Annotated in this window: 28 protein-coding genes and 1 pseudogene; 11 read left to right on the top strand and 18 right to left on the bottom strand. The window is 60.2% G+C overall.

Features of this window, described 5'->3' with window-relative positions; translation table 11 throughout:
* Positions 1-161 precede the first annotated feature (161 nt).
* Positions 162-1,697, top strand: a complete 1,536-nt coding sequence (locus tag ACJ8HH_RS06030; RefSeq protein ID WP_039566460.1) for a serine hydrolase domain-containing protein — start codon at positions 162-164, stop codon at positions 1,695-1,697.
* A 3-nt stretch (positions 1,698-1,700) separates the two neighbouring features.
* On the opposite strand, the gene ACJ8HH_RS06025 is transcribed toward ACJ8HH_RS06030, so the two are convergent.
* Positions 1,701-2,231: a chorismate mutase gene (locus ACJ8HH_RS06025; RefSeq protein ID WP_039566463.1), complete on the bottom strand. Its 531-nt coding sequence runs from the start codon at positions 2,229-2,231 to the stop codon at positions 1,701-1,703.
* A 114-nt stretch (positions 2,232-2,345) separates the two neighbouring features.
* On the bottom strand, positions 2,346-2,831 hold the full coding sequence (locus ACJ8HH_RS06020; protein WP_197786708.1) for an anti-virulence regulator CigR family protein: 486 nt from the start codon (positions 2,829-2,831) through the stop codon (positions 2,346-2,348).
* Between the two features lie 443 nt (positions 2,832-3,274).
* Here ACJ8HH_RS06020 and ACJ8HH_RS06015 point away from each other — a divergent pair, with 443 nt between their 5' ends.
* Positions 3,275-3,454, top strand: a complete 180-nt coding sequence (locus tag ACJ8HH_RS06015) for a hypothetical protein (protein ID WP_025160261.1) — start codon at positions 3,275-3,277, stop codon at positions 3,452-3,454.
* 53 nt (positions 3,455-3,507) lie between these two features.
* Here ACJ8HH_RS06015 and ACJ8HH_RS06010 read toward each other — a convergent pair whose 3' ends face one another.
* The 5 genes from ACJ8HH_RS06010 to ACJ8HH_RS05990 form a co-directional block, all read right to left on the bottom strand.
* The gene (locus tag ACJ8HH_RS06010; RefSeq protein ID WP_004941293.1) at positions 3,508-4,389 is read right to left on the bottom strand and encodes a nucleoside-specific channel-forming protein Tsx; all 882 of its coding nucleotides are present in this window, start codon (positions 4,387-4,389) and stop codon (positions 3,508-3,510) included.
* 373 nt (positions 4,390-4,762) lie between these two features.
* Positions 4,763-5,035: a hypothetical protein gene (locus tag ACJ8HH_RS06005; RefSeq protein ID WP_004941292.1), complete on the bottom strand. Its 273-nt coding sequence runs from the start codon at positions 5,033-5,035 to the stop codon at positions 4,763-4,765.
* Positions 5,036-5,108: 73 nt separating this feature from the next.
* On the bottom strand, positions 5,109-6,002 hold the full coding sequence (gene yddG / locus ACJ8HH_RS06000) for an aromatic amino acid DMT transporter YddG (RefSeq protein ID WP_197766181.1): 894 nt from the start codon (positions 6,000-6,002) through the stop codon (positions 5,109-5,111).
* Positions 6,003-6,093: 91 nt separating this feature from the next.
* Positions 6,094-7,464 carry an APC family permease gene (locus ACJ8HH_RS05995; protein WP_033646354.1) on the bottom strand — a complete coding sequence of 457 codons (1,371 nt, stop codon included), beginning with the start codon at positions 7,462-7,464 and terminating at the stop codon, positions 6,094-6,096.
* 308 nt (positions 7,465-7,772) lie between these two features.
* Complete coding sequence (locus ACJ8HH_RS05990) at positions 7,773-9,191, bottom strand: glutamine synthetase family protein (RefSeq protein WP_033646355.1); 1,419 nt, start codon at positions 9,189-9,191, stop codon at positions 7,773-7,775.
* 219 nt (positions 9,192-9,410) lie between these two features.
* Here ACJ8HH_RS05990 and puuD point away from each other — a divergent pair, with 219 nt between their 5' ends.
* From puuD to ACJ8HH_RS05970, 4 genes are read left to right on the top strand one after another with little or no spacing between them, the layout of a single operon-like run.
* Positions 9,411-10,172, top strand: coding sequence for a gamma-glutamyl-gamma-aminobutyrate hydrolase (gene puuD, locus ACJ8HH_RS05985; RefSeq protein ID WP_039566470.1), 762 nt, complete (start codon positions 9,411-9,413; stop codon positions 10,170-10,172).
* The gene (gene puuR, locus ACJ8HH_RS05980; RefSeq protein WP_033638246.1) at positions 10,169-10,726 is read left to right on the top strand and encodes an HTH-type transcriptional regulator PuuR; all 558 of its coding nucleotides are present in this window, start codon (positions 10,169-10,171) and stop codon (positions 10,724-10,726) included. Before puuD ends, puuR begins: the two co-directional genes overlap by 4 nt.
* 15 nt (positions 10,727-10,741) lie before the next feature.
* The gene (puuC, locus tag ACJ8HH_RS05975) at positions 10,742-12,238 is read left to right on the top strand and encodes an aldehyde dehydrogenase PuuC (RefSeq protein ID WP_197766180.1); all 1,497 of its coding nucleotides are present in this window, start codon (positions 10,742-10,744) and stop codon (positions 12,236-12,238) included.
* Positions 12,239-12,249: 11 nt separating this feature from the next.
* A complete protein-coding gene (locus ACJ8HH_RS05970; protein ID WP_060428556.1) occupies positions 12,250-13,530 on the top strand; it encodes an NAD(P)/FAD-dependent oxidoreductase in 1,281 nt (426 codons plus the stop codon).
* Positions 13,531-13,573: 43 nt separating this feature from the next.
* Here the strand turns inward: ACJ8HH_RS05970 and ACJ8HH_RS05965 are convergent, their stop codons facing one another.
* Both ACJ8HH_RS05965 and ACJ8HH_RS05960 read right to left on the bottom strand, forming a co-directional pair.
* Positions 13,574-14,329 (bottom strand): SDR family NAD(P)-dependent oxidoreductase, encoded by a 756-nt coding sequence (locus tag ACJ8HH_RS05965; protein WP_025302549.1) that lies wholly within the window; start codon positions 14,327-14,329, stop codon positions 13,574-13,576.
* Between the two features lie 315 nt (positions 14,330-14,644).
* Positions 14,645-15,073 (bottom strand): universal stress protein, encoded by a 429-nt coding sequence (locus tag ACJ8HH_RS05960; RefSeq protein WP_033638240.1) that lies wholly within the window; start codon positions 15,071-15,073, stop codon positions 14,645-14,647.
* Between the two features lie 253 nt (positions 15,074-15,326).
* Here ACJ8HH_RS05960 and ACJ8HH_RS05955 point away from each other — a divergent pair, with 253 nt between their 5' ends.
* Positions 15,327-16,004, top strand: a complete 678-nt coding sequence (locus tag ACJ8HH_RS05955; protein ID WP_016928046.1) for an isochorismatase family protein — start codon at positions 15,327-15,329, stop codon at positions 16,002-16,004.
* Positions 16,005-16,217: 213 nt separating this feature from the next.
* Here ACJ8HH_RS05955 and ACJ8HH_RS05950 read toward each other — a convergent pair.
* Together ACJ8HH_RS05950 and cspE are read right to left on the bottom strand one after the other, a co-directional pair.
* A pseudogene (locus ACJ8HH_RS05950) lies at positions 16,218-16,296 on the bottom strand.
* A gap of 114 nt (positions 16,297-16,410) precedes the next feature.
* Positions 16,411-16,623: a transcription antiterminator/RNA stability regulator CspE gene (gene cspE, locus ACJ8HH_RS05945; protein ID WP_033638238.1), complete on the bottom strand. Its 213-nt coding sequence runs from the start codon at positions 16,621-16,623 to the stop codon at positions 16,411-16,413.
* A 560-nt stretch (positions 16,624-17,183) separates the two neighbouring features.
* Between cspE and ACJ8HH_RS05940 the strand changes: the two genes are divergently transcribed.
* On the top strand, positions 17,184-17,585 hold the full coding sequence (locus tag ACJ8HH_RS05940; protein ID WP_039567110.1) for a hypothetical protein: 402 nt from the start codon (positions 17,184-17,186) through the stop codon (positions 17,583-17,585).
* A gap of 6 nt (positions 17,586-17,591) precedes the next feature.
* On the opposite strand, the gene ACJ8HH_RS05935 is transcribed toward ACJ8HH_RS05940, so the two are convergent.
* The 3 genes from ACJ8HH_RS05935 to ACJ8HH_RS05925 form a co-directional block, all read right to left on the bottom strand.
* Positions 17,592-18,236: a Qnr family pentapeptide repeat protein gene (locus tag ACJ8HH_RS05935; RefSeq protein WP_033646359.1), complete on the bottom strand. Its 645-nt coding sequence runs from the start codon at positions 18,234-18,236 to the stop codon at positions 17,592-17,594.
* Positions 18,237-18,280: 44 nt separating this feature from the next.
* Positions 18,281-19,375 carry an SMP-30/gluconolactonase/LRE family protein gene (locus tag ACJ8HH_RS05930; RefSeq protein ID WP_442520219.1) on the bottom strand — a complete coding sequence of 365 codons (1,095 nt, stop codon included), beginning with the start codon at positions 19,373-19,375 and terminating at the stop codon, positions 18,281-18,283.
* Positions 19,376-19,526: 151 nt separating this feature from the next.
* Entirely contained in the window at positions 19,527-19,736 is a 210-nt protein-coding gene (locus ACJ8HH_RS05925; protein ID WP_025160266.1) for a hypothetical protein, read from the bottom strand.
* A gap of 140 nt (positions 19,737-19,876) precedes the next feature.
* Here ACJ8HH_RS05925 and ACJ8HH_RS05920 point away from each other — a divergent pair, with 140 nt between their 5' ends.
* On the top strand, positions 19,877-20,227 hold the full coding sequence (locus ACJ8HH_RS05920; protein WP_033646361.1) for a GFA family protein: 351 nt from the start codon (positions 19,877-19,879) through the stop codon (positions 20,225-20,227).
* A 12-nt stretch (positions 20,228-20,239) separates the two neighbouring features.
* Here the strand turns inward: ACJ8HH_RS05920 and ACJ8HH_RS05915 are convergent, their stop codons facing one another.
* Entirely contained in the window at positions 20,240-20,656 is a 417-nt protein-coding gene (locus ACJ8HH_RS05915; protein WP_049212527.1) for a DUF2000 domain-containing protein, read from the bottom strand.
* Between the two features lie 99 nt (positions 20,657-20,755).
* Complete coding sequence (locus tag ACJ8HH_RS05910; RefSeq protein WP_048321486.1) at positions 20,756-21,214, bottom strand: hypothetical protein; 459 nt, start codon at positions 21,212-21,214, stop codon at positions 20,756-20,758.
* A gap of 227 nt (positions 21,215-21,441) precedes the next feature.
* On the opposite strand from ACJ8HH_RS05910, the gene ACJ8HH_RS05905 reads away from it, so the two are divergent.
* Positions 21,442-22,653: an MFS transporter gene (locus tag ACJ8HH_RS05905; protein ID WP_060428546.1), complete on the top strand. Its 1,212-nt coding sequence runs from the start codon at positions 21,442-21,444 to the stop codon at positions 22,651-22,653.
* 64 nt (positions 22,654-22,717) lie between these two features.
* On the opposite strand, the gene ACJ8HH_RS05900 is transcribed toward ACJ8HH_RS05905, so the two are convergent.
* A complete protein-coding gene (locus tag ACJ8HH_RS05900; protein WP_162837928.1) occupies positions 22,718-22,855 on the bottom strand; it encodes a hypothetical protein in 138 nt (45 codons plus the stop codon).
* Positions 22,856-23,149: 294 nt separating this feature from the next.
* Here ACJ8HH_RS05900 and ACJ8HH_RS05895 point away from each other — a divergent pair, with 294 nt between their 5' ends.
* A complete protein-coding gene (locus tag ACJ8HH_RS05895; protein WP_048321484.1) occupies positions 23,150-24,265 on the top strand; it encodes an AI-2E family transporter in 1,116 nt (371 codons plus the stop codon).
* Between the two features lie 60 nt (positions 24,266-24,325).
* Here ACJ8HH_RS05895 and ACJ8HH_RS05890 read toward each other — a convergent pair whose 3' ends face one another.
* Positions 24,326-24,745, bottom strand: coding sequence for a GNAT family N-acetyltransferase (locus ACJ8HH_RS05890; protein ID WP_197766179.1), 420 nt, complete (start codon positions 24,743-24,745; stop codon positions 24,326-24,328).
* Between the last annotated feature and the right edge of the window lie 79 nt (positions 24,746-24,824).

Here is a 24,824-nt window from a genome sequence, read left to right as displayed (position 1 = left end):
GTTTCGCGTGATTCCCCACCGACTGGTCTAAACAGCGCACAAAACAGCGGCCGACGAAAAACGCACTGCGCCACAATCAGCCGAAAAGCCCGCGCTCCTCGTCAGCGCCGGGCGGCGTGTGGCCGAGCTGGCCCGTTTCGAACCATCACTCTGGAGGCCCTATGTCTGTAACACCGTTAAACTGGCGCGCTGCCGGCGCCGTTGCCGAACAATTGCTGGCCGGCTGGCAACGGCATGGCGAACCCGGCGGCGCCATCACCCTGTTTGACGCCGAACAACTCCGCGCCACCGCCTGCGCCGGCCTGGCCGATCTGGCGCAGAATACCCCCTTCACCGCCGACAGCGTGGTGCGCTACGCCTCAGTGACCAAGCACATCTTTGCCGCGCTGGCGCTGAACGCCACCGGCAGCGCCATTCGGCTCGAACAGCGCCTGGGCGAACTGCTGCCCGCCCTGCAGCCTGCGCTGGCGGACGTCACCGTCGGCCAGGCGCTGGACATGACCGGCGGCCTGCCCGACGTGCGCGAGACGCTCGGCCTGCTCGGCATCTCGCTGCACGCCGTCAGCGAGGCGCAGCCGGTGATGCAGTTTGTCGAGGGGTTGGAAAGATTGAACTACGAAGCCGGCAGCGAGATCGCCTACAGCAATACCGGCTATCGGCTGCTGGAGGCCGCGCTGCGCAGCAAAGGGTATGATTTCGACCAACTGGTGCAACAGCACATCGCCCGGCCGCTGCAGGTGCAGATGCGGGCGCCGGAAAGCTGGTTCGACGTGGTGCCAGGGTTGGTGCCGGGTTACTGGCGAGCGCCGCAGGGCTGGCAACACGCCAGCGCCGGCCTGCATCTTTCCGCCTCCGGCAGCCTGACCGGCAGCCTCCACGCCCTCACCCGCTGGCTGCAAACGCTGCTGGCCGACGAGGGCCCGGGCCAGGGCGTGCTGGCGCAACTCGGCGCACCGCGCCGCCTCAATCAGGGCCAGCTCAGCGCCTATGGCCTGGGGCTGGCGCAAACCCCGCTGGGCCGCCGGCGCTTGCTCGGCCACGGCGGCTCCCACGCCGGTTACAAAACCTATTTCCTGCTGGCGCCCGATCGCCAGGCCGGCGTCGCGCTGGTGGCCAACCGCGAAGACTGCGACAGTTTCGGTATGGCTTTGCAGGTGATGGCGGCGCTGCTCGGCGAACCGCTGCCGCAGCGCAGCACGGCGATCCCCGACGGCCTCTACGCCACGCTGGCCGAACCACACTGGCTGGAGGTCAAAGACGGCAACCTGGCCTATTTGGGCAGCGGTGAACCGCTGTATCAGGGCGAAGACGGCTACGCGGTGTCGCTGTCCGCCCATATGCCAATCAAATTGAAGTGGACCGGCGAAGCGGTCGAGGGCGAAGTCGGGCATGTGGCGCGCCGTTTTCTGCCGGTCTCGGCCAATGGCGACTGCCTGAAGCATGTGCAGGGACTGTGGTATCACCCGCACTATCGCACCGCCTTTGAAATTCGTGGCGATCGGGTACATATCGGCGTCGGCCCGGCGGCGCAGACCGGAACGCTCAGCCCGCTCGGCCAGGGCCGCATGCTGGTGGAGTGCCAGGACGGACCGTGGTTGAAACGCTTTTGTCTCTATTTCCGCGGTTACAACGTGGATCTCATCGCCAACCGCAGCCGGATGCTGACCTTCCGCCGCAGCGCCGTCGGCCGCGACTGACGCTCAGCCTGCGCTGCCGGTTCTGACCGCCAGCAGCGCATCCGCCAGCCGCCGTTTGTCGGCGGCGCTGAGATTCATCTGATCCACGGACGCCATAAACGCCGCCCGATCCGCCTCGCCGAGCGGGCCGGCGCGCAGCCGCTCCGCCAGCCGTTGCAATATCTGGCTGCTCAACTGTGCGATCTGCGGGCGCACCTGCGCCAACGGCCGCGGCTGCCAGCCGGGTTCCGGGCTCGCCAGCCAGTCGGCGCGATAGCGGTACTGAATCGCCTTGGCGGCGTTCATCTGCGCGGCGATAAAAGGCCGCACCGACGCGGGCTCCAACCCCAAACGCCCCGCCTCCGCCTGCGCGCTGGCCAACACCTTCGCCTCCTGCGCCAGGTCTTCGATCGGCAAATGCTGCTGCGCCTTGTAACCGGCAACGTCTTTCATCAACGACAGCCGTTGGTTCACCAGTTCGCCGATGGCGGCGGCGCCGTCGGCCAACGCGGGAAAACTGGTCAAACAGCAGGCTATCAATAACGCCCTGAACATGGTGCCTCCCTTATGATGCAGTGAAAACGTAAGGCCCAAAGTTCACCACGTCCGCCCCGCGCTGGCAAATAAAAAGGCCCCGCCGCAGCGAGGCCCGATAACGCTCGACAAACCTTAGTCGAACACGCCGTTGATGACGGAAGCCACAATCGCGGTGCTGAGTGCGACCAGCACCAGATCGTCGCCGGCGATACGCCACTCATAACCCGGGTACTGCGGCAGATCGCGCAGCATCGAGTAAGGCACCACTTTTTTGGCGATGCCCGGCGGCAGCGGTTTACCGCGCGCCAGATTCTTGGCGATGCCCGGTGGCAGCGAGCTGTAGCCGGTCAGGCCGTAGTTGCGCGCCAGCGAACGGGCGCGGTCGCGCGAGAGGCTGACGGAAACCAGATTATCGTCGTTTCTATAGCCGCCTTTATCTTTATTGACTTTGTTGCCGTTGTTGCCATGGTTACCACTATTACCGTGATTGCCGCTGTTGCCATGGCCATTACCGTTGCCGTTACCATTGCCGCCTTTGTCAGCCAGGGCCGGGGCGGATGACAACCCCAGCGACGCGATCAGCGCCAACACCGTGAGGGTCGTACGACGTTTGTTCATGTTGTGTATTCCTGCTTGGGGGGACTCTGTTGACTATAGCGGGTCTTTTCCGGACGAAGTATAAGGAAAACTCCGAGATAACGGTGCGGTTTGACGGCAGTCGCGCCAATAGTTTGTTTCAACGCAACACGCCTCGAGAATTCCGAAGCTTACCTCAGATTTTTCTTGAAGAAAAATAAGCCTTACGCTAGCGTGGGAGGGTAACAAAAAAGAGTTAGCATGCTCTTTTTCGTCGCACCTCAAATCTTATTCTTATCATCCATAATGATAATAGCGAACACTTCCCGCCTCTCCGTGCGGGATTCTTTTTCCCGCCGCTGTCGCCCCAATCTGGTGCTTTATGTTGAGATTTGGTTGCCAATAATTTACATTCGCTGTCTGAGAAACCTCAACCTCCCGCGGTGGCCAGGCTGGCAACGGGTGGGCGTTCAGGAGCAAAAGACGTGCAAATGACCCTCATGGAATACATCACTCGCCACTTTAACGGCGATCTTCATCGTTACGCGCAGTCTGAAGGCGTCAGCCGTGAACAAATCATTAGTTGGATAAATAATGAATGTCACGTGATCAAAGGCAGGCTGTTTATGCCGGTGAAGCATCTCCCGGTTGAACAAGCCCAGTGATGACAAAAAAAACCCCGCCAAGCGGGGTTTTCTGTTTCTGATAACACGGAAAATCAGAAGTTATAGCCGACCACGAGGTAATAACCCCAGCCGGTAGACTTGATCGGGCCCTGCGGGGTGCCGATATCCGCGCCATCCTGCCACTGGCCGCCGTTATGGAAGTAACGCGCCACGAAAGAATAGTGCCAATGATCGTAGTTCAGCGCCAAAATATGGCTGGAGGCGATCGAGTTGCTGGTGCGCACCTGTTTGCCGGTGCCGTCAACCCAATGGCTGTCCTTGCCCAGATCGGAACCGAAGTCGAAGTTGGTGAAGCCGATGTAGCTCAGGTTGCCGCCCCACACCTGGGTCAGCGGCACGAAGTATTTCACCTTGAAGCGGTAACCGTCCCAGCTGTTCTCGTTGGCGGCCTGGTAGTTTTCCCACTGGTATTTGGCATAGATGTTCATCGACAGGCTCATCGGCAGGCCGGTGTCGATATCGGTGCCCAGACCCATGTACCAGGTGTTCTGACGGCCGTCGGCGTTGTGGCCCAGATCATAGATGTAGTTGTTGGCGAAGTACCACTCTTTGAACGGACCGAAGCTCAGATCGGTGCCGGTCAGCTTGTCGATGGAGAAGCGCGGTTCAATCTCCATAAACAGCGGGGAACCTTTGTCCCAGATGCCGCGATCCGGGGTATTGCCCACACCGAAGAACTTCGGCACGTCAACGTAACCGTAGAAATCGAACCAGTCTTTCTTGGCGAAGGCTTCGTATTCGAGATACACGTCGTTATTCAGCTGCGGCCCGAAACGGGTGTGGTAGCTGCCCACCACGTTGACGCTCTGGTGCCACCAGTCGGAGACATATTGACTGTCTTTGCTATCAGCCATTGATGATGCACTGTAAGACGCTGCGAGCAGTACACCTGCTGCGAGAGCTATTTTTTTCATTTTATTACCACATGCTTAAAGGGCCATTTCCTGCCCGTTTAGAAAAGATGACAATGAGTCTGCCGACACCTGGCGTTGTCTTCACACAGAAACTCGGATGACGCGCGCATTATAGAAACCACTGACTGTAAGAATCTGTGATCCAGTTACGCATTTCGCGAATAGGTAATCGATTGCGTTCACATTTGTCAAATTATGTTTCATGCAAATTCACATTCGCTGTGATTTTTGTCATGCGCATCGATTTTTAGCGCAGTTTTTGAGCCAAATGTCATCAGGGCGTCACCTGCCCGCCATTGAGCCGCGGCAAAGAAAAAGCCGACGTATAAACGTCGGCCTTCATCAAAATCAGTAAAAAATACGCAAAGCGAAATCAGTTCACCGCCGGCACCGCTTTGGCGATGTTTTCCTGGCGGAACGCCACCTCTTCGCCGTTTTTGACCTCCCAGCTGGCGACCGGGATATCGGTCTTGGGCGCCGCCGCAACGACCGAACCATAAATCAGCTTGTCGTCGCGGCGCAAAATATAAACGTCGAGCTGATATTCATGCCGTAGATTCGCCGTGGTCAGGCGCACGGTATCGCCGCGCTCGTAGTGATGCACGTCGATTTCGGGTTGTTGAATAAATTGAATGTCGCTTCTCATCGTCGTCGTTCCTTCAGGCAACTTGGCTAGTTAAATTCTAGTTCAACATTGCGCCGACGGCGGATAATTTCCGTTAATTTCCACGGGTTGCCCGCCAACAGATCAGCGAGCCGAGAGTGACCATCGCCACGCCCTGCCAGAAATTGACGGTCAGCGAGGTGTGCAACACCAGCGCGGCGAACACCGCCGACAGCACCGGGGTAAAATAAGAGACGGTCGCCAGCAGCGTCATATTGCCGTGCAGAATGCCGACGTTCCAGGCGGCATACCCCGCCCCCATCGCCACCCCGGCGCACAGCAGCGTCACGGTCACGCCGGCGCTGAACTGCATGCCGCTTTCCGCGCTGAAGGCATACTTCAGCCACAGCGCCAGCGCGGTCAGCACGATGAACAGCACCACGCCGTTGCTGCCCAGGGCGATCTTCTTGGTCAGGTTGCAGTACAGTGCCCAGATCACCGCGCCGCTGAACGCCAGCCCGTAGCTGAGCGGATTGCTGCGCACGTTGGCCAGCATCTGCGCCGGCGACCAGCCGCCCTCGCCGCTCATGATCCAGCCGATGCCGAACAACGACAGCAGCAGCCCCGGCAGCAGCCACCATTTCGCCTGTTGGCCGTTGAGCGCCAACGCCATCAGCACGGTGAAACAGGGCCACAGGTAGTTGATCATGCCCACTTCTATCGCCTGCAGGCGGGTATTGGCGTAGCCGAGCGACAACGACAGGCAGATCTCGTAGCTGACGAACAGCAGGCTGCCGACGATGAGATAAGGCCGCGGAAAGCTGCGCCATTTAGGCACGCCGAGCGCCACCAGCAGAAACACCGCGCTGACGCTGTAGATCATCGCCGCGCCGCCGATCGGCCCCAGCCCTTCGCTGACGCTGCGAATAAGGCCGACGACGCTGCTCCATAACACAATAGCCAACAAACCGAACAGCGTGGCGCGGGTACGCGAGGGTAAAGCGGGCATAAGGCGGGTCCAATGGGTTATTTTTTATCAGGTTTTTCACTCTACTGCCGCACGCGCCAAAAAGAAAGGCGGGAAATTCCCGCCTGTGAATTTATTGCTGCGGCTGCCGCTCGAGCTGCGGCGGCGGCTGGCGAAAACGCCGGGTCAGCCAGGCCAAATAGCCGAAGCCCAGCGTCGCCCAGATCAGCCCCATGGTCAGCGAACTCTTCTCCAGGTTCAGCCACAGCACCCCTACCGTCAGCGCCCCCACCAGCGGCAGGAACAAGAAGTTGAAGCGATCCTTCCAGCTTTTGTTGCGCCCTTCGCGAATGAAGAAGTGGCTGATCACCGACAGGTTGACGAAGGTAAAGGCCACCAGCGCGCCAAAGTTGATCAGCGCCGTGGCGGTCACCAGATCGAACGACAGCGCCGACAGCGCCACCAGCCCGACCATCAGCACGTTGAGCGCCGGCGTGCGCCATTTAGGGTGGATGTAGCCGAAGAATTTCTCCGGGAACACGTTGTCACGCCCCATCACGTACAGCAGGCGCGACACGCTGGCGTGCGACGCCAGGCCGGAGGCCAGCGTGTTGATAAAGGTCACGCACAGGAAGATCGACTGGAACAGCTTGCCGCCGACGTACAGCGCGATCTCCGGCAGCGCGGCATCGGGCTGGTGGAAACGCTGAATGGTCGGGAAAAACAGCTGGATGAAGAACGACACGCTGATAAAGATCACCCCGCCGTACAGCGCGGTCAGGAAGATGGCGCGCGGGATCACCTTGGCGGCGTCGGGCGTCTCTTCGCACAGCGTGGTGACCGCGTCAAAGCCGAGGAACGAGAAGCACAGGATAGTGGCGCCGGTAATGATCGGCAGCAGGTGCGCATTCTCACTGAGGAACGGCCGCAGGCTCCACACCGTGCCCATCCCCTCGCCGTTGTGCAGGCCGCGCACCACCAGGTAGATGAACACCAGAATGATCGCCACCTGCGCCAGCACGAACAGGGTATTGAAGTTGGCCACCAGATTGACGCTTTTCAGGTTGATGGCGGTAATCAGGATAACGAAGCCCACCACCCACACCCAGGGCGGCACTTCCGGGAACAGCGCGGTCAGGTAAATCTTCGCCAGCAGCGTGTTGATCATCGGCAGGAACAGATAATCGAGCAGCGATGACCACCCCACCAGAAAACCGACGTGCGGGTTGATCGCCTTCTGCGCATAGGTGTAGGCGGAGCCGGCGGTAGGAAACTGGCGCACCAGTTTGCCGTAGCTGATGGCGGTGAACAGCACGCCGGCCAGCGCCAGCAGATAGGAGGTCGGCACATGGCCGTCGGTAAGGCCGGAGACGATGCCGAAGGTATCGAACACCGTCATCGGCGTCAGATAGGCCAGGCCCATCATCACCACCTGCCACAGCTTGAGGGATTTGCGCAGCTGCGGTTTGCCCGCCGGGCCGCCGTCGGTGGCTTTAATCGTCATGGCATTTCCCCTCTTGGTCCTCTGCTGTCAACCGTGCAACGTCATTCAGAGAGGCCGCGGGGAAACTGCTGCTCAGGCGGCGGGAAAAACGGGTTGAGGTCACTGTCGGGCGGCCGGCGACCGGCCCGTAGGCACTGCGGCACAGGCAAACGTCTGCGCATGGGAATGACTGAGTCATGGTTATTTCCTCGTCGGCGTCCTGTACGCCGTGATAGAAGAAATTCAGTACCGCAGCGCGCAGCCTCACCGGCCACAGGAGAGCCGATGAAATGCGCCGGACGCGCGCGGTAGTCGCAGGGTGAGCGGGATCAGGCGTTTTTCAGCATCCACTCAATTTCGGTTTCGGTGATCAGGCGCTCGAACTGCACCAGCTCATCGGTTTTGCAGGCCAGATAGACGTGGCTGAAACGTTCGCCCAGCAATGCATTGAGCACCGGCTGATGTTCGAACTCGTACAGCGCGTCACTCTGGCGGATCGGGAACGGCAGCCCGTCCTGCTCCAGCCCGTTGCCGGTCACCGGCTCAGGCAGCGGCAGCGCGGTTTCCAGCCCGTAGACGATGCCGGCCAGAATGGCCGCCATCACCAGATAAGGGTTGGCGTCGGCGCCCGCCACGCGATACTCCACGCGGTGGTTGTCGCGATCGCCGCAGGGAATGCGCAGCGCCACGGTGCGGTTGTTATGCCCCCAGGAGGCCTGGGTCGGCACATACATGCCGGGCTGGAAGCGGCGGTAGGCGTTGACGTTCGGCGCCAGCAGCGCCATCGAAGACGGCATCAGGGCGATCATGCCCGCCAGCGCCTGTTTCAGCAGCGCCGAATCTTCGCCGTCGTCGTCGGCGAACACGTTGTTGCCCTGCGCGTTCAGCATGCTGATGTGCACGTGCATGCCGCTGCCGGCGTGTTCCTCATACGGCTTGGCCATAAAGGTCGCCTGCATATTGTGGTTCTCGGCCACCATGCGCACCAGCCGCTTCAGTGCCAGCGCGTGATCGCAGGCCTGCAGCACGTCGTCGGTATGGTGCAGGTTGACCTCGAACTGCCCCGGCGACGCCTCCGCCACCGCGCCGTCCGCCGGAATGCCCTGCAAACGCGCCAGTTCGTCGATCTCGCTCAGCACGTCGGCGAAATGGTTGAGGTTATCGACGGAATACACCTGGCTTTGGGTGTTGCGCTCTTGCGTGCCCGGCGCGCACGGCGGCTGCAGATAGCCCTCCGCGTCGCGTTGACGATCGATGAGATAGAACTCCAACTCTACCGCTACCACGGGGGAAAGCCCGCGCTGACGCAAACGCTGCCACACTCGGTTCAGCACATTGCGCGGTTCAACGTCAAAGGGAGTGCCATCTTCATCCAGCATGGTGAGCAGCACCTGCGCGATATATTGCGGGTCCGCCGCCGACGGCGTCAGCGTGCCCGGCACCGGCACGCACACGTGATCCGGCTCGCCCAGCTCCTGCCCCAACCCGGCCTCTTCTACGACGTTGCCGAGAATATCCATCGCAAATACCGACGCCGGGAAGTAACAGCCCTTCTCAAGTTTGTTCAGGCCGCCGACCGGGATGCGTTTGCCGCGGAAGCTGCCGTTCAGATCGGTCAACAGTACGTCGACATGTTGGGTTAACGGATAACGTTCCAGATACTTCTTCACTTCGCGCTGGAACGCGCTACTTCGTCTCTCTTCACTGTGCTGAACAAAGTTTTCCACTTCTACGATGTTGGTCTGCATGGTTCACCCGCCGTTTGTGTTTTGCTGTCGTCGATGTTTATTGACCGTCTTGTTCAATATAATGCCCACAAATGAAACGTAGATGAAACAAATTTGTTTTGCAAGTGTTACTTTTGGTTTGAATATTGCCCAATCGACTGCTAGATTTATAGAATATTGAACGAAATCGGCGGTAGAGATGCTTATCGTTCATAATTTCGAACGTACCAAGGGGATAGCATGGACAATATATTTAACAGACCAGTCATCGGTGTCGTCATGTGCAGGTATAGGTTAAACGGGCACCTCACACAGACCTTGCAAGAAAAGTACCTGAATGCCGTTATCACCGCCGGCGGCTTGCCGATCGCCCTGCCGCACGCGCTGGCGGAGCCGGAAATGCTGGCGGAACTGCTGCCGCGCCTCGACGGCATTATGCTGCCGGGCAGCCCCAGTAATGTGCAGCCGCACCTTTATGGTGAAAACGGCGATGAGCCTGACGCCGATCCTGGCCGAGACGCGTTGAGCCTGGCGCTGATCCGCCAGGCGTTCGACAGGCGCATTCCCCTTTTCGCCATTTGCCGCGGCATGCAGGAGATGGTGGTCGCCACCCAAGGCACCCTGCATCGCCGCCTGTACGAACTGCCCGAGCTCCTGGAGCATCGTGAAGACCACGACCTGCCGCTGGAACAGCAATACGCCCCCGCCCACGAAGTCATCGTTCAGGAAGGGGGGCTGCTTTCGCAACTGATACCGGATTGCAACAGATTCTGGGTGAACTCGCTGCACGGCCAGGGCGCCAAAACCCTGGGCGCAAGCGTGCGCATCGAGGCGCACGCTGCCGACGGGCTGGTGGAGGCGATCAGCGTGCGCGATCAGCCCTTCGCGCTCGGCGTGCAGTGGCACCCGGAGTGGAACAGCGACGAGTACGCCCTGTCGCGCCTGTTGTTTGATGGTTTCATCACCGCCTGTCGGAACTATCAAAAGGAAAAACGCCCATGAGCGACGTCAGCTTGGCACCGGGAAAACGTCTGTCGCAGATCCGTCAACAATTAGGGTTGTCGCAGCGCCGGGTCGCCGAACTGTCTGGGTTAACCCACAGCGCCATCAGCACTATCGAACAAGATAAGGTCAGCCCGGCCATCAGTACGCTGCAAAAGCTGCTGACGGTATACGGTCTGTCGCTGTCGGCGTTTTTCGCCGAGCCGGAAAAACCGGCGGAGCCGCAGATCGTGATAGGCAGTGACGATCTGATCGAAATCGGCAGCCAGGGCGTTTCGATGAAGCTGATCCACAACGGCGACCCGAACCGCACGCTGGCGATGATGATCGAGACCTACGAACCGGGCACCACCACCGGCGAGCGCATCAAACATCAGGGGGAAGAGATCGGCACGCTGCTGGAGGGCGAAGTGGTGCTGCAGGTCAACGGCCAGAGCTATCACCTGCTGGCCGGGCAGAGCTACGCCATCAATACCGGCATCCCCCACAGTTTCAGCAACACGTCGGCGCGCATTTGCCGGATTATCAGCGCCCATACGCCGACGACATTCTGATCAACGGAGCCAGGCATGAACTTTCACCATTTGCAGTATTGGCAACAACGGGCGCAGACCCTGAAGATTGAGCACCGGTTGTTTATCGACGGCCGCTACCAGCCGGCCGCCGCGGGGAAATTTTTCGCCGTGGAAGATCCCGCCGGGCGCCGTGAGCTGGCGCAGGTTGCGCGCGGCGAAGCCGCCGACATCGATCGGGCGGTCAGCGCGGCGCGCGCCGTCTTTGAACGCGGCGACTGGGCGCAGGCCGCCCCGGCGCAGCGCAAAGCCACGCTGCTGCGCTTCGCCGATCTGATGGAGCAGCATCACGAAGAGCTGGCGCTGCTGGAAACGCTGGACACCGGCAAACCGATTCGCCACAGCCTGCGCGACGACGTGCCGGGCGCCATTCGCTGCATCCGCTGGTACGCCGAAGCGATCGATAAGGTCTACGGCGAAATCGCCCCCACCGGCCGCGATGCGCTGGCGCTGATCGAGCGCGAGCCGATCGGCGTGGTCGGCGCCATCGTGCCCTGGAACTTCCCGCTGCTGCTGGCCTGCTGGAAGCTCGGCCCGGCGCTGGCCGCCGGCAACAGCGTGGTGCTCAAACCCTCCGAAAAATCGCCGCTCAGCGCCATCCTGCTCGGCAAACTGGCGCAGCAGGCCGGGTTGCCGGACGGCGTGCTGAACGTGGTGCCCGGCTATGGCCACGACGCCGGCAAGGCGCTGGCGCTGCACCGCGACGTCAACGCCCTCACCTTTACCGGCTCCACGCCGGTGGCGAAGCAGCTGATGATCTACGCCGGCGAATCGAACATGAAACGCGTCTGGCTGGAGGCCGGCGGCAAGAGCGCCAATATCGTCTTCGCCGACTGCCCGGATCTGGATCAGGCCGCCCGCAGCGCTGCCGCCGGCATCTTCTATAATCAGGGGCAGGTGTGCATCGCCGGCACTCGCCTGCTGGTAGAGGCGAGCATTCAGCAGGAATTCCTACAGGCGCTGCGCAAACACGCGGCGGCCTTCGCTCCTGGCGATCCGCTCGATCCCGACACGGTGATGGGCACGCTGATCGACAGCGGCCACTGCGAGAAAGTGGCCGGCTATATCGATCAAGGGCTCAGCCAGGGCGCCGCGCTGTTCCTCGACGGGCGCGACCATCCGCAGGGCGACCACGCCGGTTATCTGGGGCCGACCATCCTCACCCAGGTGAACAACGCCATGAGCGTGGCGCGCGATGAAATCTTCGGCCCGGTGCTGGCGGTGACTACCTTCGACGACGAGCAACAGGCGCTGCAGCTGGCCAACGACAGCGACTACGGCCTCGGCGCCGCGGTCTGGACCCGCGATCTGGGCCGTGCGCACCGCATGGCGCGCCAGCTGAAAGCCGGCACGGTGTTCGTCAACAACTACAACGACGGCGACATGACCGTGCCGTTCGGCGGCTACAAGCAGAGCGGCAACGGCCGCGACAAATCGCTGCACGCGCTGGACAAGTTCACCGAATTGAAAACCACCTGGATCTCGCTGGAATAAGGGCTTATCTCATGACTGAACACGTAAAAAGCTACTATGCGGCCACGGCCAACGCACATCAGCCCTATCCGCAACTGAACGAATCGATCGAGTGCGACGTCTGCGTGATCGGCGGCGGCTATACCGGCCTCTCCTCCGCGCTGTTCCTGGTGGAAGCCGGTTACGACGTGGTGGTGCTGGAAGCGGCGCGCATCGGTTTCGGCGCCAGCGGCCGCAACGGCGGCCAGTTGGTCAACTCCTACAGCCGCGACATCGATGTGATTGAAGAGCGCTACGGCGCGGAAAGCGCCCGCCTGCTCGGCAGCATGATGTTTGAAGGCGCGGAGATCATCCGCAGCCGCATCAGCCGCTACGCCATCGACTGCGACTATCGCCCCGGCGGCATCTTCGCCGCGCTGAACAACAAGCAGTTCCATGCGTTGATCGAGCAAAAACGCAACTGGGAACGTTACGGCAATACCCAGCTCGAGCTGCTCGATGCGGACCGGGTGCGCCAGGAGGTTGCCAGCGATCGCTACGTCGGCGCACTGCTCGATCACAGCGGCGGCCACATCCATCCGCTCAATCTGGCGCTGGGCGAGGCCGAGGCGATCCGCCTGCAGGGCGGGCGCATCTTCGAGCAATCGGCGGTGACGAACATCCGCCACGGCGAACCGGCGCTGATCAGCACCGCCAACGGCCAGGTGAAGGCGCGTTTCGTCATCGTCGCCGGCAACGCCTATCTGGGCGACAAGCTGGAGCCGCGGCTGGCCAAGCGCAGCATGCCGTGCGGCACTCAGGTGGTGGCCACCGAGCCGCTGGCGCCGGAGATCGCGCAGGCATTGATCCCGCAGAACTACTGCGTGGAAGACTGTAACTACTTGCTGGATTACTACCGCATCACCGCCGATCATCGCCTGCTGTACGGCGGCGGCGTGGTGTACGGCGCGCGCGATCCGGACGACATCGACAACCTGATCCGGCCAAAATTGCTGAAGACCTTCCCGCAGCTGAAAGGGGTGCGTATCGACTATCGCTGGACCGGCAACTTCCTGCTGACGCTGTCGCGCATGCCGCAGTTCGGCCGGCTGGAGAATAACGTCTACTACATGCAGGGCTACAGCGGCCACGGCGTGACCTGCACCCATCTGGCGGGCAAGCTGATCGCCGAGCTGATGCGCGGCGACGCCGAACGCTTCGACGCCTTCGCCAAGCTGCCGCACCTGCCGTTCTTCGGCGGGCGCAATCTGCAGATCCCGTTCACCGCCATCGGCGCGGCCTACTACACGCTGCGCGACCGCATCGGCGTCTAAAACAGCAGGCCCGGTCATCCTGGCCGGGCCTGTGCGTTAACGCTTAGACGATCTTCGGTTGGCCGTCCGAGGCGGTCGCCCCGCCATCGACCGGAATGTTGGCGCCATTGATAAAGCTGGCGTCGTCGCTGGCCAGAAACGCCATCACCGCCGCCACTTCTTCTGGCTCCGCCGCGCGCCCCAGCGCGATGCGCTCATTGAACTTGTCGCGGATTTCCTGCGGCCAACCGTTGGTCATGTTGGTTTTCACCAGGCTCGGGCAGACCGAGTTGATACGCACGCCGTCACCGCCGTGATCCAGCGCCATGGCGCGCGTCAGGTTGACCACCGCGCCTTTCGCCGCGCAGTAATAGGCCGCGCCCCAGTCGCCGCCCAGGCCGGACACCGACGCGGTATTGACGATGCAGCCCTTGGTCTTCAGCAGATGCGGCAAGGCGAATTTGGAGCAGAACACCACGCCGTCGATATCGACCCCGGCGATGCGCCGCCAGTCATCGACGCTGGTTTCCAGCACGCTGCCCGCCACGTGTACGCCGGCGTTGTTCAGCAGAACGTCGATGCGGCCCAGTTTTTCCGCCACCTCGTTCATCATTTTTTCAACCGCGACGTGATCGGACACGTCGATATGCACCGCCATCGCCCGGCCCTTCGGCAGCGAAGCGGCAACCTTGTCTACCGCCTCTTTAGCCCAGTCGGCCAGCACCACGATGGCGCCCTCGGCGGAGAACCGCCGCGCCGCCGCTTCCCCCATGCCATTGCCCGCACCGGTGATAACCACGACTTTATTGTCAAAACGCATGAGACCTCCTCCATGTGAACGTATTTATATAAGTCATACAAATCTCATTGCCCCGAGGATAAGACGCCCCTCCCCTGAGCGCCAGTCAAAACGTGCGGTTTATTAACCAAAAGGAGGTATGTCAGTGATTTCAATGCGCTGGGTTAACCTTTATCGGATTTTGGCCAACATATTGATGGATAGAATAAAATCCCGGCCTGTCACTATTTTCCTGGCGGATTGTCAGCCAGCGGGACTATTGCGGATAGGCGGTTATGGCCGCTCAGAAATAAGCGATGTGAATGAAAAACGGCAGCCGCCCGCAGGCGGCCGCGACTATTTTTTCTCGATGGGGATCACCAGCAGATCGACGTTCAGCTCGTTGATCGCCTGACGCGCCGAAGAGACCAGTCGGCTCCAGACATCGTGATGGTGGCCGAAGATCACCAGATCGAACCCTTTCTCCTTCGCCACCCGGTTCAGTTCCTCCGTCAACGCGCCGCGGCTGACGATCACCTCTTCAACCGGATACGACGACTGCCCTTTGATCGCATTGAGCATATTCTTCACCCGCTCTGAAAAGGTGCGATCGGTGTAGTTATAATCGCCCACGCCCAGATCGACGTAATAACCGGCGCGATGAATGTCGATATAGATCAGGGAAAGTTGGGCATTGAGCGCGGCGGCCAGCCTGGCGCCCTTGCCCAGCAGGAACTCGGCGTCTTCGCTGAGATCCGTGGCGACAACGATATGCCGATAAGCCATGATGGCGGCCCTCCTCGTCAACTCCGTAAACAGGATGGCGCTCCTTGCCGCATGTTTCTCATGCACCTTAAGTTTAGCCCAGCGCCGGTTCGCTCGCCTGTCTCGCAATCGTTCCATCTGTGGAACGATGCATCCCGCCTTTGCGGTCTACCGGATTTTTCTCCCCTCCCTACACTGTAGACAAGCGCTGAGTTTCAGCCTTATCAATCAAAGCAGATACCCATTGACCTCACGACAAGAGAAGGAAAAAACCATGAGCACTCCAGCCAACTTCAACGGCCAGCGTCCTGTTATTGATGCCAATGACGCGGTCATGCTCCTGATCGACCACCAGAGCGGCCTGTTCCAGACCGTCGCCGACATGCCGATGACCGAACTGCGCGCCCGCGCCGCCGCCCTGGCCAGCATCGCCACCCTCAGCAAACTGCCGGTGATCACCACCGCTTCAGTGCCGCAGGGCCCGAACGGCCCGCTGATCCCGGAAATCCATCAGAATGCGCCGCACGCGCAATACGTCGCCCGCAAAGGGGAAATCAACGCCTGGGACAACCCGGACTTCGTGGCGGCGGTCAAAGCCACCGGCCGCAAGACGCTGATCATCGCCGGCACCATCACCAGCGTCTGCATGGCCTTCCCGTCCATCAGCGCGGTGGCCGAAGGCTATAAAGTGTTCGCGGTGATCGACGCCTCCGGCACCTACTCGAAAATGGCGCAGGAAATCACCCTGGCGCGCGTGGTGCAGGCCGGCGTGGTGCCGATCGACACCGCCGGCGTGGCCTCGGAGCTGCAGGGCAGCTGGAACCGCGCCGACGCTCAGCAGTGGGCCGAGGTTTACACCAAAATCTTCCCGGCCTATCAACTGCTGATCGAGAGCTACCTCAAAGCGCAGGACGTAGTGAAAAACAACGAACTGCTGGACTCCCAGCGTTAAGATCGCGGGCATAAAAAACCCCGGCCAAGGCCGGGGCTATTAATCGCGTGCCGGTGACTTTCCCGGCTGTCATGTTATGGCGTAAGCGTCCATCCAACACTCCAACATTACGCAGCCTAAGCGCGACTTTTTCACAACAGAAAAATAGACTGAAACGCGGCGTTATTAATTCTGCGGCAATCTGTTTTTCTGTTGCCAATAATAATTAATTATTGGAACGTCATCGAGGAATCGAACCCCAGTCCGCCAACGGATAATTTCGTTGCCGCTCTTCCTGCTGAGCTAATGACGTATTGGTAAAGACTCCGGGCGAACCCGGAGTTTATTCAGGCTGAGGACGTTATTTCTTAACTGCTCCGGCTTAAACCCTCATCGCTGTCGTAAGAAATCGGACCTCGGCCGAAAATTATAACGCGACCACGTTGCCGGCAGAAGGGCCCTTCATGCCATTTTCGATAGTGAACTCAACCTGTTGGCCTTCGTCCAGCGTTTTGAAATCGTTGCTCTGGATAGCAGAGAAATGTACGAACACGTCTTTGCTGCCGTCTGCCGGGGTGATAAAGCCGAAGCCTTTACCTGCATCAAACCATTTTACCAAACCAGTCATTTTAGTAGACATAGAGATATTTCCTTTATATTTTTGCGACGCCATAGGGCGATAGAGGTCTGTTTTTATTGGAAACTTATGGGGCACTAGAGAAGAAAATTCGCGGAAAAAGAGGTATCTGATGGATATCGCTAATACTGAGAACTGCTTTACTAAAACTGCTTTCATAAGGTCTGTACTACAAACCGATGACGCTATTTACACACGGCTGAGTTATTTAAGCAAGATATATTTTAAATTATATTCATATGGCTCATAAATTTATTATCGCAAAAGGCCGCTGACGCCTGTCGCTACGGGCGGAGTGAAACACAACGAACAGCTAGACTCGCAGCGCTGATCGCCAAAGATCACAGCACCGGGGCTGACTATGAAAGCGCAAATAGCCGCCGCTTCCGCGTTATGTTCTTCCCTTCACGCGAAAGCGCTCTCTGCTATAAAAACAGGGATAAGCGCTTAATCGTCATGAAAAAGCCATAAAAACTTAATAAATCAATCTGTTCTCGACACTGGTACATTATCGTTGCTACGATAATTATTTATATTCGCAGGAAATGACCTCAAGGATGGCTATGATTGGCAAAAGAACACTGACGCTAGCTGTGCTGACACTCAGTTTGGCAGGCTGCCAGCCGGCACCACCAAGCTATGTGGAAAACGCGAATGCCTTGATCGCCAAACAGATCAGCGCAATTAGCCTGCAAACGGCACAGTGCAAATTTGCCCAAGACGGGCACTATTGGATTTCGGCTTGCTCGTTGGGTACTGCGCACACCGCACCGGTGTTCGCCTTGTTCGAACAGGAAGGCGTTATGCAGGCCAACGACAATCTGGCCATCGCCGTCGTGCCGCTCAACGAGCAAGCTCGCCACCTCTCACAGGATCCGCGCTTCACTATCCCGGTAATGCAACGCCGCATTCCGGTAGACGCGGATAAAGCCTTCAATCGCTTATTTGCCCAATCATCGCCTTAACCCCTCTCAGCCGACGATCGCGATCCCCAGCCGCTCCAGCAGCTGCGCGGCCTGGTGGCTGTCCATTTTGACGCCCTGCAGATCGGTGGTGCGTAAATCCAATTCGCCCAGTTCCGCATTGCTCAAATCGCACTGGGTGACGTCGGCGGCGCGCCAGTCGAATCCGGAGAACTCGCCGCCGGACAGATCGGAGCCGCTGAAGCTGGCGCCGAGCACCTGTGCGCCGTGCCAGCGGTTTTCCCACAGCTCGCATTTCTCCAGCACCACCTTGGCGAAGTTGGCGTAGCTCAGGTTGCTTTTGGTGATATAGGCGCTGCAAAACCCGATGCGGCTGGTGATCATGTTCATAAAACTGGCGCCGCGAAAATCGGCGCCCTGCGCGCGGCATTCGCGGATCTCCAGCCCCAGGGCGCTGGCGTAGCGGAAGTCGGCCATCGACAAATCGCAGCTTCTGAAGCTGGCGTCTTTCAGTATCGCACGGCTGAAATTGCCGCCCTGTCGGCTGTCACGATCGTAAAACTGGCAGCCGATAAACTCGGTGCCGGTCAGATCGGCGCCCGAAAAATCACACAGCATAAAGCTGCCGTTTTCAATCTTCTCGCCGGTAAAGCGGTTACGGTCAATCTTTTCACCCTTCAACATCAGACTCATCGCAGCGCACCTGTTTATTTATACAGTCAGTGCGGCATTTAATCCTATTCCGGCAGGGTTGGCAACCGTCGCCGATCGGCGGGCCTCCGCTCTAACGCCACCTTGACGATGCTGAATGTCCTGACGCTCTCCGCCTGAGCGACGTCGGCAAACAAACGGGGGTAACGGGAGTTGACCACCCACACTTCGCCATCGCGCAGCGCGGCGCCGGTCGGCCCATCCAATTCCGGCGGCGTGGCGACCGCCGTGATATGCGCGCTGGCCCAGCCGTCGTTCGAGGAAAGCAGCGTTACGTTGCCGGACATGCCCCCTTTTCTCCCCGGAAAAGACTGTACGATCACCAATTCATGGGCGTTTTTGAGCCGCAGCCCGTCCGGCCCTTTCAGCCGCTGCGGCAGCCTGATTTCACTTATTGCAGGCGCGTTATCCAGCGTCACCTTCCACAGCAGCCCGCGGGTGTAGTCCGCCGCAATCAGATAGCCATCCGGGTGATACACGATGCCGTTGAGATAAGGCTGCGTGCCCTGCGCTGCGGCGGGGGCGTCGGCGGGGATCAAACGCGCCGAGCGCACCAGAATCGACACCTGGCGCGTTGCCCGGTCAATCTTGTAAATCTGCGGCTGGAAGCTGTCGGTCACGTAGATATTGCCCTGCGCGTCGAGCGCCAGATCGTTGGCCAGCGTCGGCCCACGGCTTAACGATGAAAGATCGTACGTCTGCTGCAGCGCGCCGGTATCGAGATTGAACTCCAGCACCTGCGCCACGCGATTGCGCGTGCCGGAGGCTGAGTTGAGGGATACGCCCACGTCTTCGTTGCACACCAGCACCCGGTTGCGCTCGGCGTCCACCAGCATGCCGGAGGTGGTGATAAGTCCACTGCCGGTGGAAAAGCGCCGATAGCGGCCATCCGGGTAGACCAGGCCGAGCGGCCCGCCACGCAGGGACGACACCAGGAACGCGCCGGCGCGCGCATTCCAGGCGATGCCTTCAGGGTAGGCGCCGGCGGCATCCGGCGAGAATTCGATGCGCTGCGTGGCCTGCGCCTGCATGACGCCGCTGAGAAACAGCGCGGCGCCGGCAAGCTGGGTGAGGCGTCGGCGCCGCGGCAACAAGAAAGAAAAGAGGCAGAAGCGGAACATAAGCATGATCCTGATGAGGACTCGGATCGCTAGAGTAGGATCGCGCCGCTCACGGCACCAGCCGGGAAAAAGGCAATGCGCTACTAAAAAAATCGCAGTAATCGGCGCAAAAAAAACCGCCCGGGCGGGCGGTTGAGGCGACGGCGAACCGTTACTTCAGGGCTTCCTGAATGGCGTCGGCCATCGGGCCGATGTGCTTCTCCGCCGCCTTCAGCTGGAAGTCCACGCCGTTGCCGTCGTTGGTATCCGACAGCGTGGCCTTGATCAGTTCCAGCGCCGCCTGCACCGCCACCAGCCGTTTATGCTGTTCGTCCGTGACCGGTTTGGCGCCCATATTGGCCGGATAGTAATGTTCTAACATCGCGATCTCCTTTTGATGACGTTAACCTCTAACCTACCAGAAAACCGCGCATTTACTAAGGAAACCAGGCCCTGCGCGGCCGAGTGACGATAAATTGCACTATACTGGGCAAACACGCCCCCTGCTACAGGACCATCGCCATGCCATTCCAGGGAAGCTGCCACTGCGGCGCCGTCACCTTCTCCGTGGACGCCGAACTGCCCACCGAGGCCCTCAGCTGCAACTGTTCGATCTGCCGCCGCAAAGGGCTGCTGCTGTCGTTCTTCCCCATCAGCGCTTTCACGCTCAACAGCGGCCAGGACCAGCTCAGCGCCTACACCTTCAATCAGCACAAGATCCGCCATCAGTTCTGCCGAGTCTGCGGCGCTCAGCCCTTCGCCTACGGCACCGCGCCGGACGGCGCCGCGATGTGCGCCGTCAACCTGCGCTGCGTGCCTGACGTCGCGCTGGATGCGTTGCAGATCCACAGTTACGACGGCGCCAGCATCTGAGATTCCGCTTTTTCAGCGGTAGACGGAGAACTTCTTGGTCAGCGGCTTAAGCTGTTCGGCGTCGCCGTAGAGCGCCACCGCCACGAAATCCAGTTGTTCGTAAGGGGTGTTGGCGGTGTCGGCGATCTGCTGTTCGGCGGAGTGCGACAGCATGGTGGTGGTGAAGAAGTTGGACAGTACGCCCTCCTCCTTGCATTTGAGGATCAGGTTGCTGAGCTGGCTGCTGTTTTTAGCCTGCAGGATCACTATCGGATAGTGGCTCATATTGGCGCTGACGCCGTCGAGGCTGCTCGGGTAGTGGTGAAACTGGCGCTGTTCGATCAGATCGGTGATGCCCGCCGTCAGATGGCAGGAAGCGTTAAACAGCGTGGCCGGTTCGTGATTGCGGTTGAGGATGATATAAAACTTTTTCTCGTTGTCGCTGTACATACTCTTCTCCTTGAATAGGCAGCCAGTTTTACCCAACCGGCGCACGGTTTCAAGGCACGATAAGGGGCCGCGTCCGGCCCCTGTGATAACGCTGCCGGCTCAGACGGCGCCTTCACCCGGGCCGAGCGGCTGCGCCACCTGATGCAGCACGGTGATATGCTGCAAAAGCGTGCCGCCGTCGATCGGTTTCATCTGGCCGTCGCGATCTTTATAGTGCGTCGGCTTGGCGCCGTGGAAGAACAGCCCGGCGTTGACCTGTACGCCCAGATAGCCTGCGCTGGCCGGCAGGCGCTGCACGTCGGTCCAGGGGTTGGAAACCGGCACGTACTGGAAACCCTCGCTCGTTTTGACGTACAGCGGGCGCAGCAGCGTGACAAAGGCCATCATCGGCGACAGCGCGTCTTTAAAGATCTGCACCGGCCGATCGACCGTCATCAAGAAACCCAGCGGCTGCTCCTCAACCGTGTCGAGGCTCAGGCTGCTGCTGATATCATCACCCCGGCCGCCATAGCTCCATTCAATGGCCGGCGCCCCACTTTCGTTCATCATCTCTGACATACACTGCTCCTTATAAAATGAATTCAACACGCCTGCTGCGTGCCGGAACAGTAAACCGCTGCAGGGGGATCAGCGTCCACGCCGGGCGGCACGCTGGCGAACCAAACAACGAAGGCGCGCAATAAAGCTCGAAATGAATAATTTCCCCGCGTGATAGCGCAGCATTTGAACGACCTCAGCCGTTGCAAGAGCACATAGTGATGGCGTTACCGCCACTGGAGAGTGTTATGACCGCGATTAAACCGGACGCCATCGACCGCGTTCTCCCCGCCGCCACGCCCTGGCTAGCCGTCATCAACGTGCTGTTCGCCGGCATCGCCGCGGCGCTGCACGTGGGCAAGGCCACCATCGCGCTACCGGCGCTGGAGGCCGAGTTCGGCCGTTCGCTCGAAGCGCTGAGCTGGGTTATTTCGGCCTTTCCCTTCGTCGGGGTGTTCGGCGGCATCGCCGCCGGGCTGCTGGTGCGCCGCTGGGGCGACCGGCGGCTGCTGGCGCTCGGGCTGCTGATCATCAGCGCCGCCAGCTTTACCGGCGCCGCGCTGCACGACTTCAGCGGGTTGATCGTCAGCCGCTTTGTCGAAGGCCTCGGCTTCGTGATCGTGGTGGTCGCCTCGCCGGCGGTGCTGAACCGCATCGTCGCCCCGGCGCAGCGCAGCCTGGTGTTCGGCATCTGGAGCACCTTCATGCCGGCGGGCATCGCCATTTCGCTGTTTTTCGGCCCCCATCTCGCCGGCTGGCAGCAGAGTTGGCAGGCCGGTGCGGCGCTGACGCTGCTGGCCGCCCTGCTGCTGCCGCTGACCACGTCCCGCCGCACCGCCAACGCTCACACCCCGTCGCTGCCGCTGCGGCAAGCGCTGGCCACCCTGCTGAGTGCGCGCCGGCCGCTGTTGCTGGCGCTGATGTTCGCCACCTACAACCTGCAATTTTTCTCGGTGATGACCTTCCTGCCGATCTTCCTGATGCAGCGCATCGGCCTGTCGCTGGCGGCCGCCGGCGGTATCAGCGCGGCGGCGGTGGCGGCGAACATCATCGGCAACCTCGCCGCCGGGCTCTTGCTGTCGCGCGGTCTGCGCGCCGGTAGCCTGCTCGCGGCCACCAGCCTGATCATCGGCGTCTTCGGCATCGGCATTTTCTTGCCGATAACGCCCAACGCCCTGCTGATCCCGCTGTGTTTCCTGTTCTGCGCCATCGCCGGCATGCTGCCCGCCACCATTCTGGCCGCCACGCCGGCGGCGACGCCGGAACCGACGCTGCTGCCGCTGAGCCTGGGGCTGGTGATGCAGGGGAACTATCTCGGCCAGGTGATCGGCCCGGTTGCGCTGAGCGCCATCGTGGCCGCAGCCGGTTGGGCGGCCCCGGCCTGGCTGGTGCTGGCGGCGGCCGTGTCAGGGGCGCTGTTGGCGCTGGCTTTTCTCAGCCGGCGGCATAAGGCGGGGTGATAAGCAGAAAGGTGGTTTTGTTTGTTATAAGCGGTGCTGAATTTTCCCTGGTGCAGGTGCCTACCTATCGCGAAGGATAAGGCCAATGATGATCGAGACCCGACAATGACAAGGCGCCGGTGGCCGCGAAATACACCAGCAAGCCGGCAAAGGCGATCAGTAGCGTCTTCTCGATGACGCCGAGTCGTTTGTGTTCAGTCATTTGCATACTCCTTCGTGGTATCGGGCGAACGGCCGCCCTCATCAACACTAGGAAAGCCTGGCGCAGGCGGCAAGTGCGGCTCACAAAATGAAACACAATCGATAAATTTTGTTAATTATTTAGCCCTCTTTCTTTTCTCACGCCGCCGCCTGTTCACCCTGCGGCGCCCGCCTTGCCCTTAATAACCCTATGGAATACGCCACTAAAAATCCCCTACCGGTTAAGTAAAGGTGATGATAGTGTTGTTTTCATTCAGTTCATCTATGCTGAAAATTCATCTTTTGAGGGACGACTATGATGTCTAAAGGCATTTCCAAGGGATTCTTTATTCTGATCCTGTTCATCGTTACCGCCGCCTTTTTCGACGTGCTGGGGCCTTACTACTCCTCGGTGTTGTGGGCGGTCATTCTGGCGGTGATTTTCCATCCGGTAAAAAAGAAACTGAAGCAGTACGTCGGCGAACGCAACGGCGTGGTGTCGCTGCTGACGGTGGCGCTGATCTGCCTGATCGTGTTCACGCCGTTGGCGATCATCGCCTCGTCGCTGGCGATGGAATTCAACGTGATCTACACCAAGCTGCAGACCAACAACAGCCAGTTGCCGGCCATGCTGGCGGACTTTATGCGCCACCTGCCCGGCTGGGCGCAGCGCTTCCTGGCGGAACATAACCTCAACAGCGCCGCCGAGATACAAAAGCAGCTTTCCGAGGTGGCGCTCAAGGGCGGGCAATATCTGGCGGGCAGCGTCTTCCTGATCGGCAAGGGCACTTTCAACTTCGTCGTCGGCTTCGGCGTGATGCTCTACCTGCTGTTCTTCCTGCTGAAAGACGGCCCCTATCTGGTGAACCTGGCGCTCGAAGCGCTGCCGCTCTCCCAGCATGTAAAACACCACCTGTTCGTGAAGTTCGCCGCCGTCTCCCGCGCCACCGTCAAGGGCACGGTGGTGGTCGCCGTGGTGCAAGGCGCGCTCGGCGGGCTGGCGTTTTACTTTACCGGCATCGACGGCAGCCTGCTGTGGGGCGCGCTGATGGCGTTCCTGTCGATTATCCCGGCCGTAGGCTCCGCCATCATCTGGGTGCCGGCGGTGATCTACTTCTTCGCCACCGGCATGCTGTGGAAAGCCATTTTCCTGGTAGTGTTCTTCGTGGTGGTGATCGGCTTGGTGGACAACATTCTGCGCCCGCTGCTGGTGGGCAAAGACACCAAAATGCCGGACTACCTGATCCTGATTTCCACCCTGGGCGGCATGGAGATCTACGGCATCAACGGCTTCGTCATCGGCCCCTTGATCGCCGCGCTGTTCATCGCCTGCTGGAACATTCTGTCCGGCCGCGACAGCGAGGAGAACATCGAAGAGATCGACGAAGCGTTTATCGAGGAAGGCAAAAATCATCCCGACGCGGTGGAGTAAACCTCCCGCAGCGAATCACGCAGGGGCCCAATGGGCCCCTTTTTTGTCAGTGGTTTTGTATCAGCGCGCCGGGATAAAAAAGACCTGCTCCGGATCGCCGTCATCGAGATTGTCAATCCGGCCGCTGGCGACAAACCCGGCGTTCAGCAGCAGCCGCTGCATCGGCAGGTTGGAGCGATTGGTGGAGGTGAACAGCTTCGGTTGCCGGCAATGGGACTTCAACGCCGCAATCAGCGCCTGCCCGACGCCCCGGCGGCGATAGCGCTCGCCGACCATCAACATCTCGATAAAGCCGCAGCCGAAGAAGTGATAGTGCAGCACGCCATAGCCCATCGCCATGCCCCGTTCCTCGGCAAGAAAACAAATGCCCTGCGCGCACCAGGCGCGGATTTGCGCCGTGCGCTGCGGCTCGTCTTCGGCGACGCTGTCGAGGGCGATCAGGGCTGCGGCATCGGTTTCAGCAGCAAGGCGCACAAGCATATTTAACCCCTCATTCGTATGGATGACGGCGGTGCCGCTTCAACGAAACGGCAACCGAAGCGGGATAATTTTTACATCC

Source organism: Serratia sp. CY32780 (assembly GCF_052169135.1).
GTDB lineage: Bacteria > Pseudomonadota > Gammaproteobacteria > Enterobacterales > Enterobacteriaceae > Serratia > Serratia sarumanii.
Note: the sequence above shows the minus strand (reverse complement) of the source record. Positions and strands in the feature narration are given on the sequence as shown.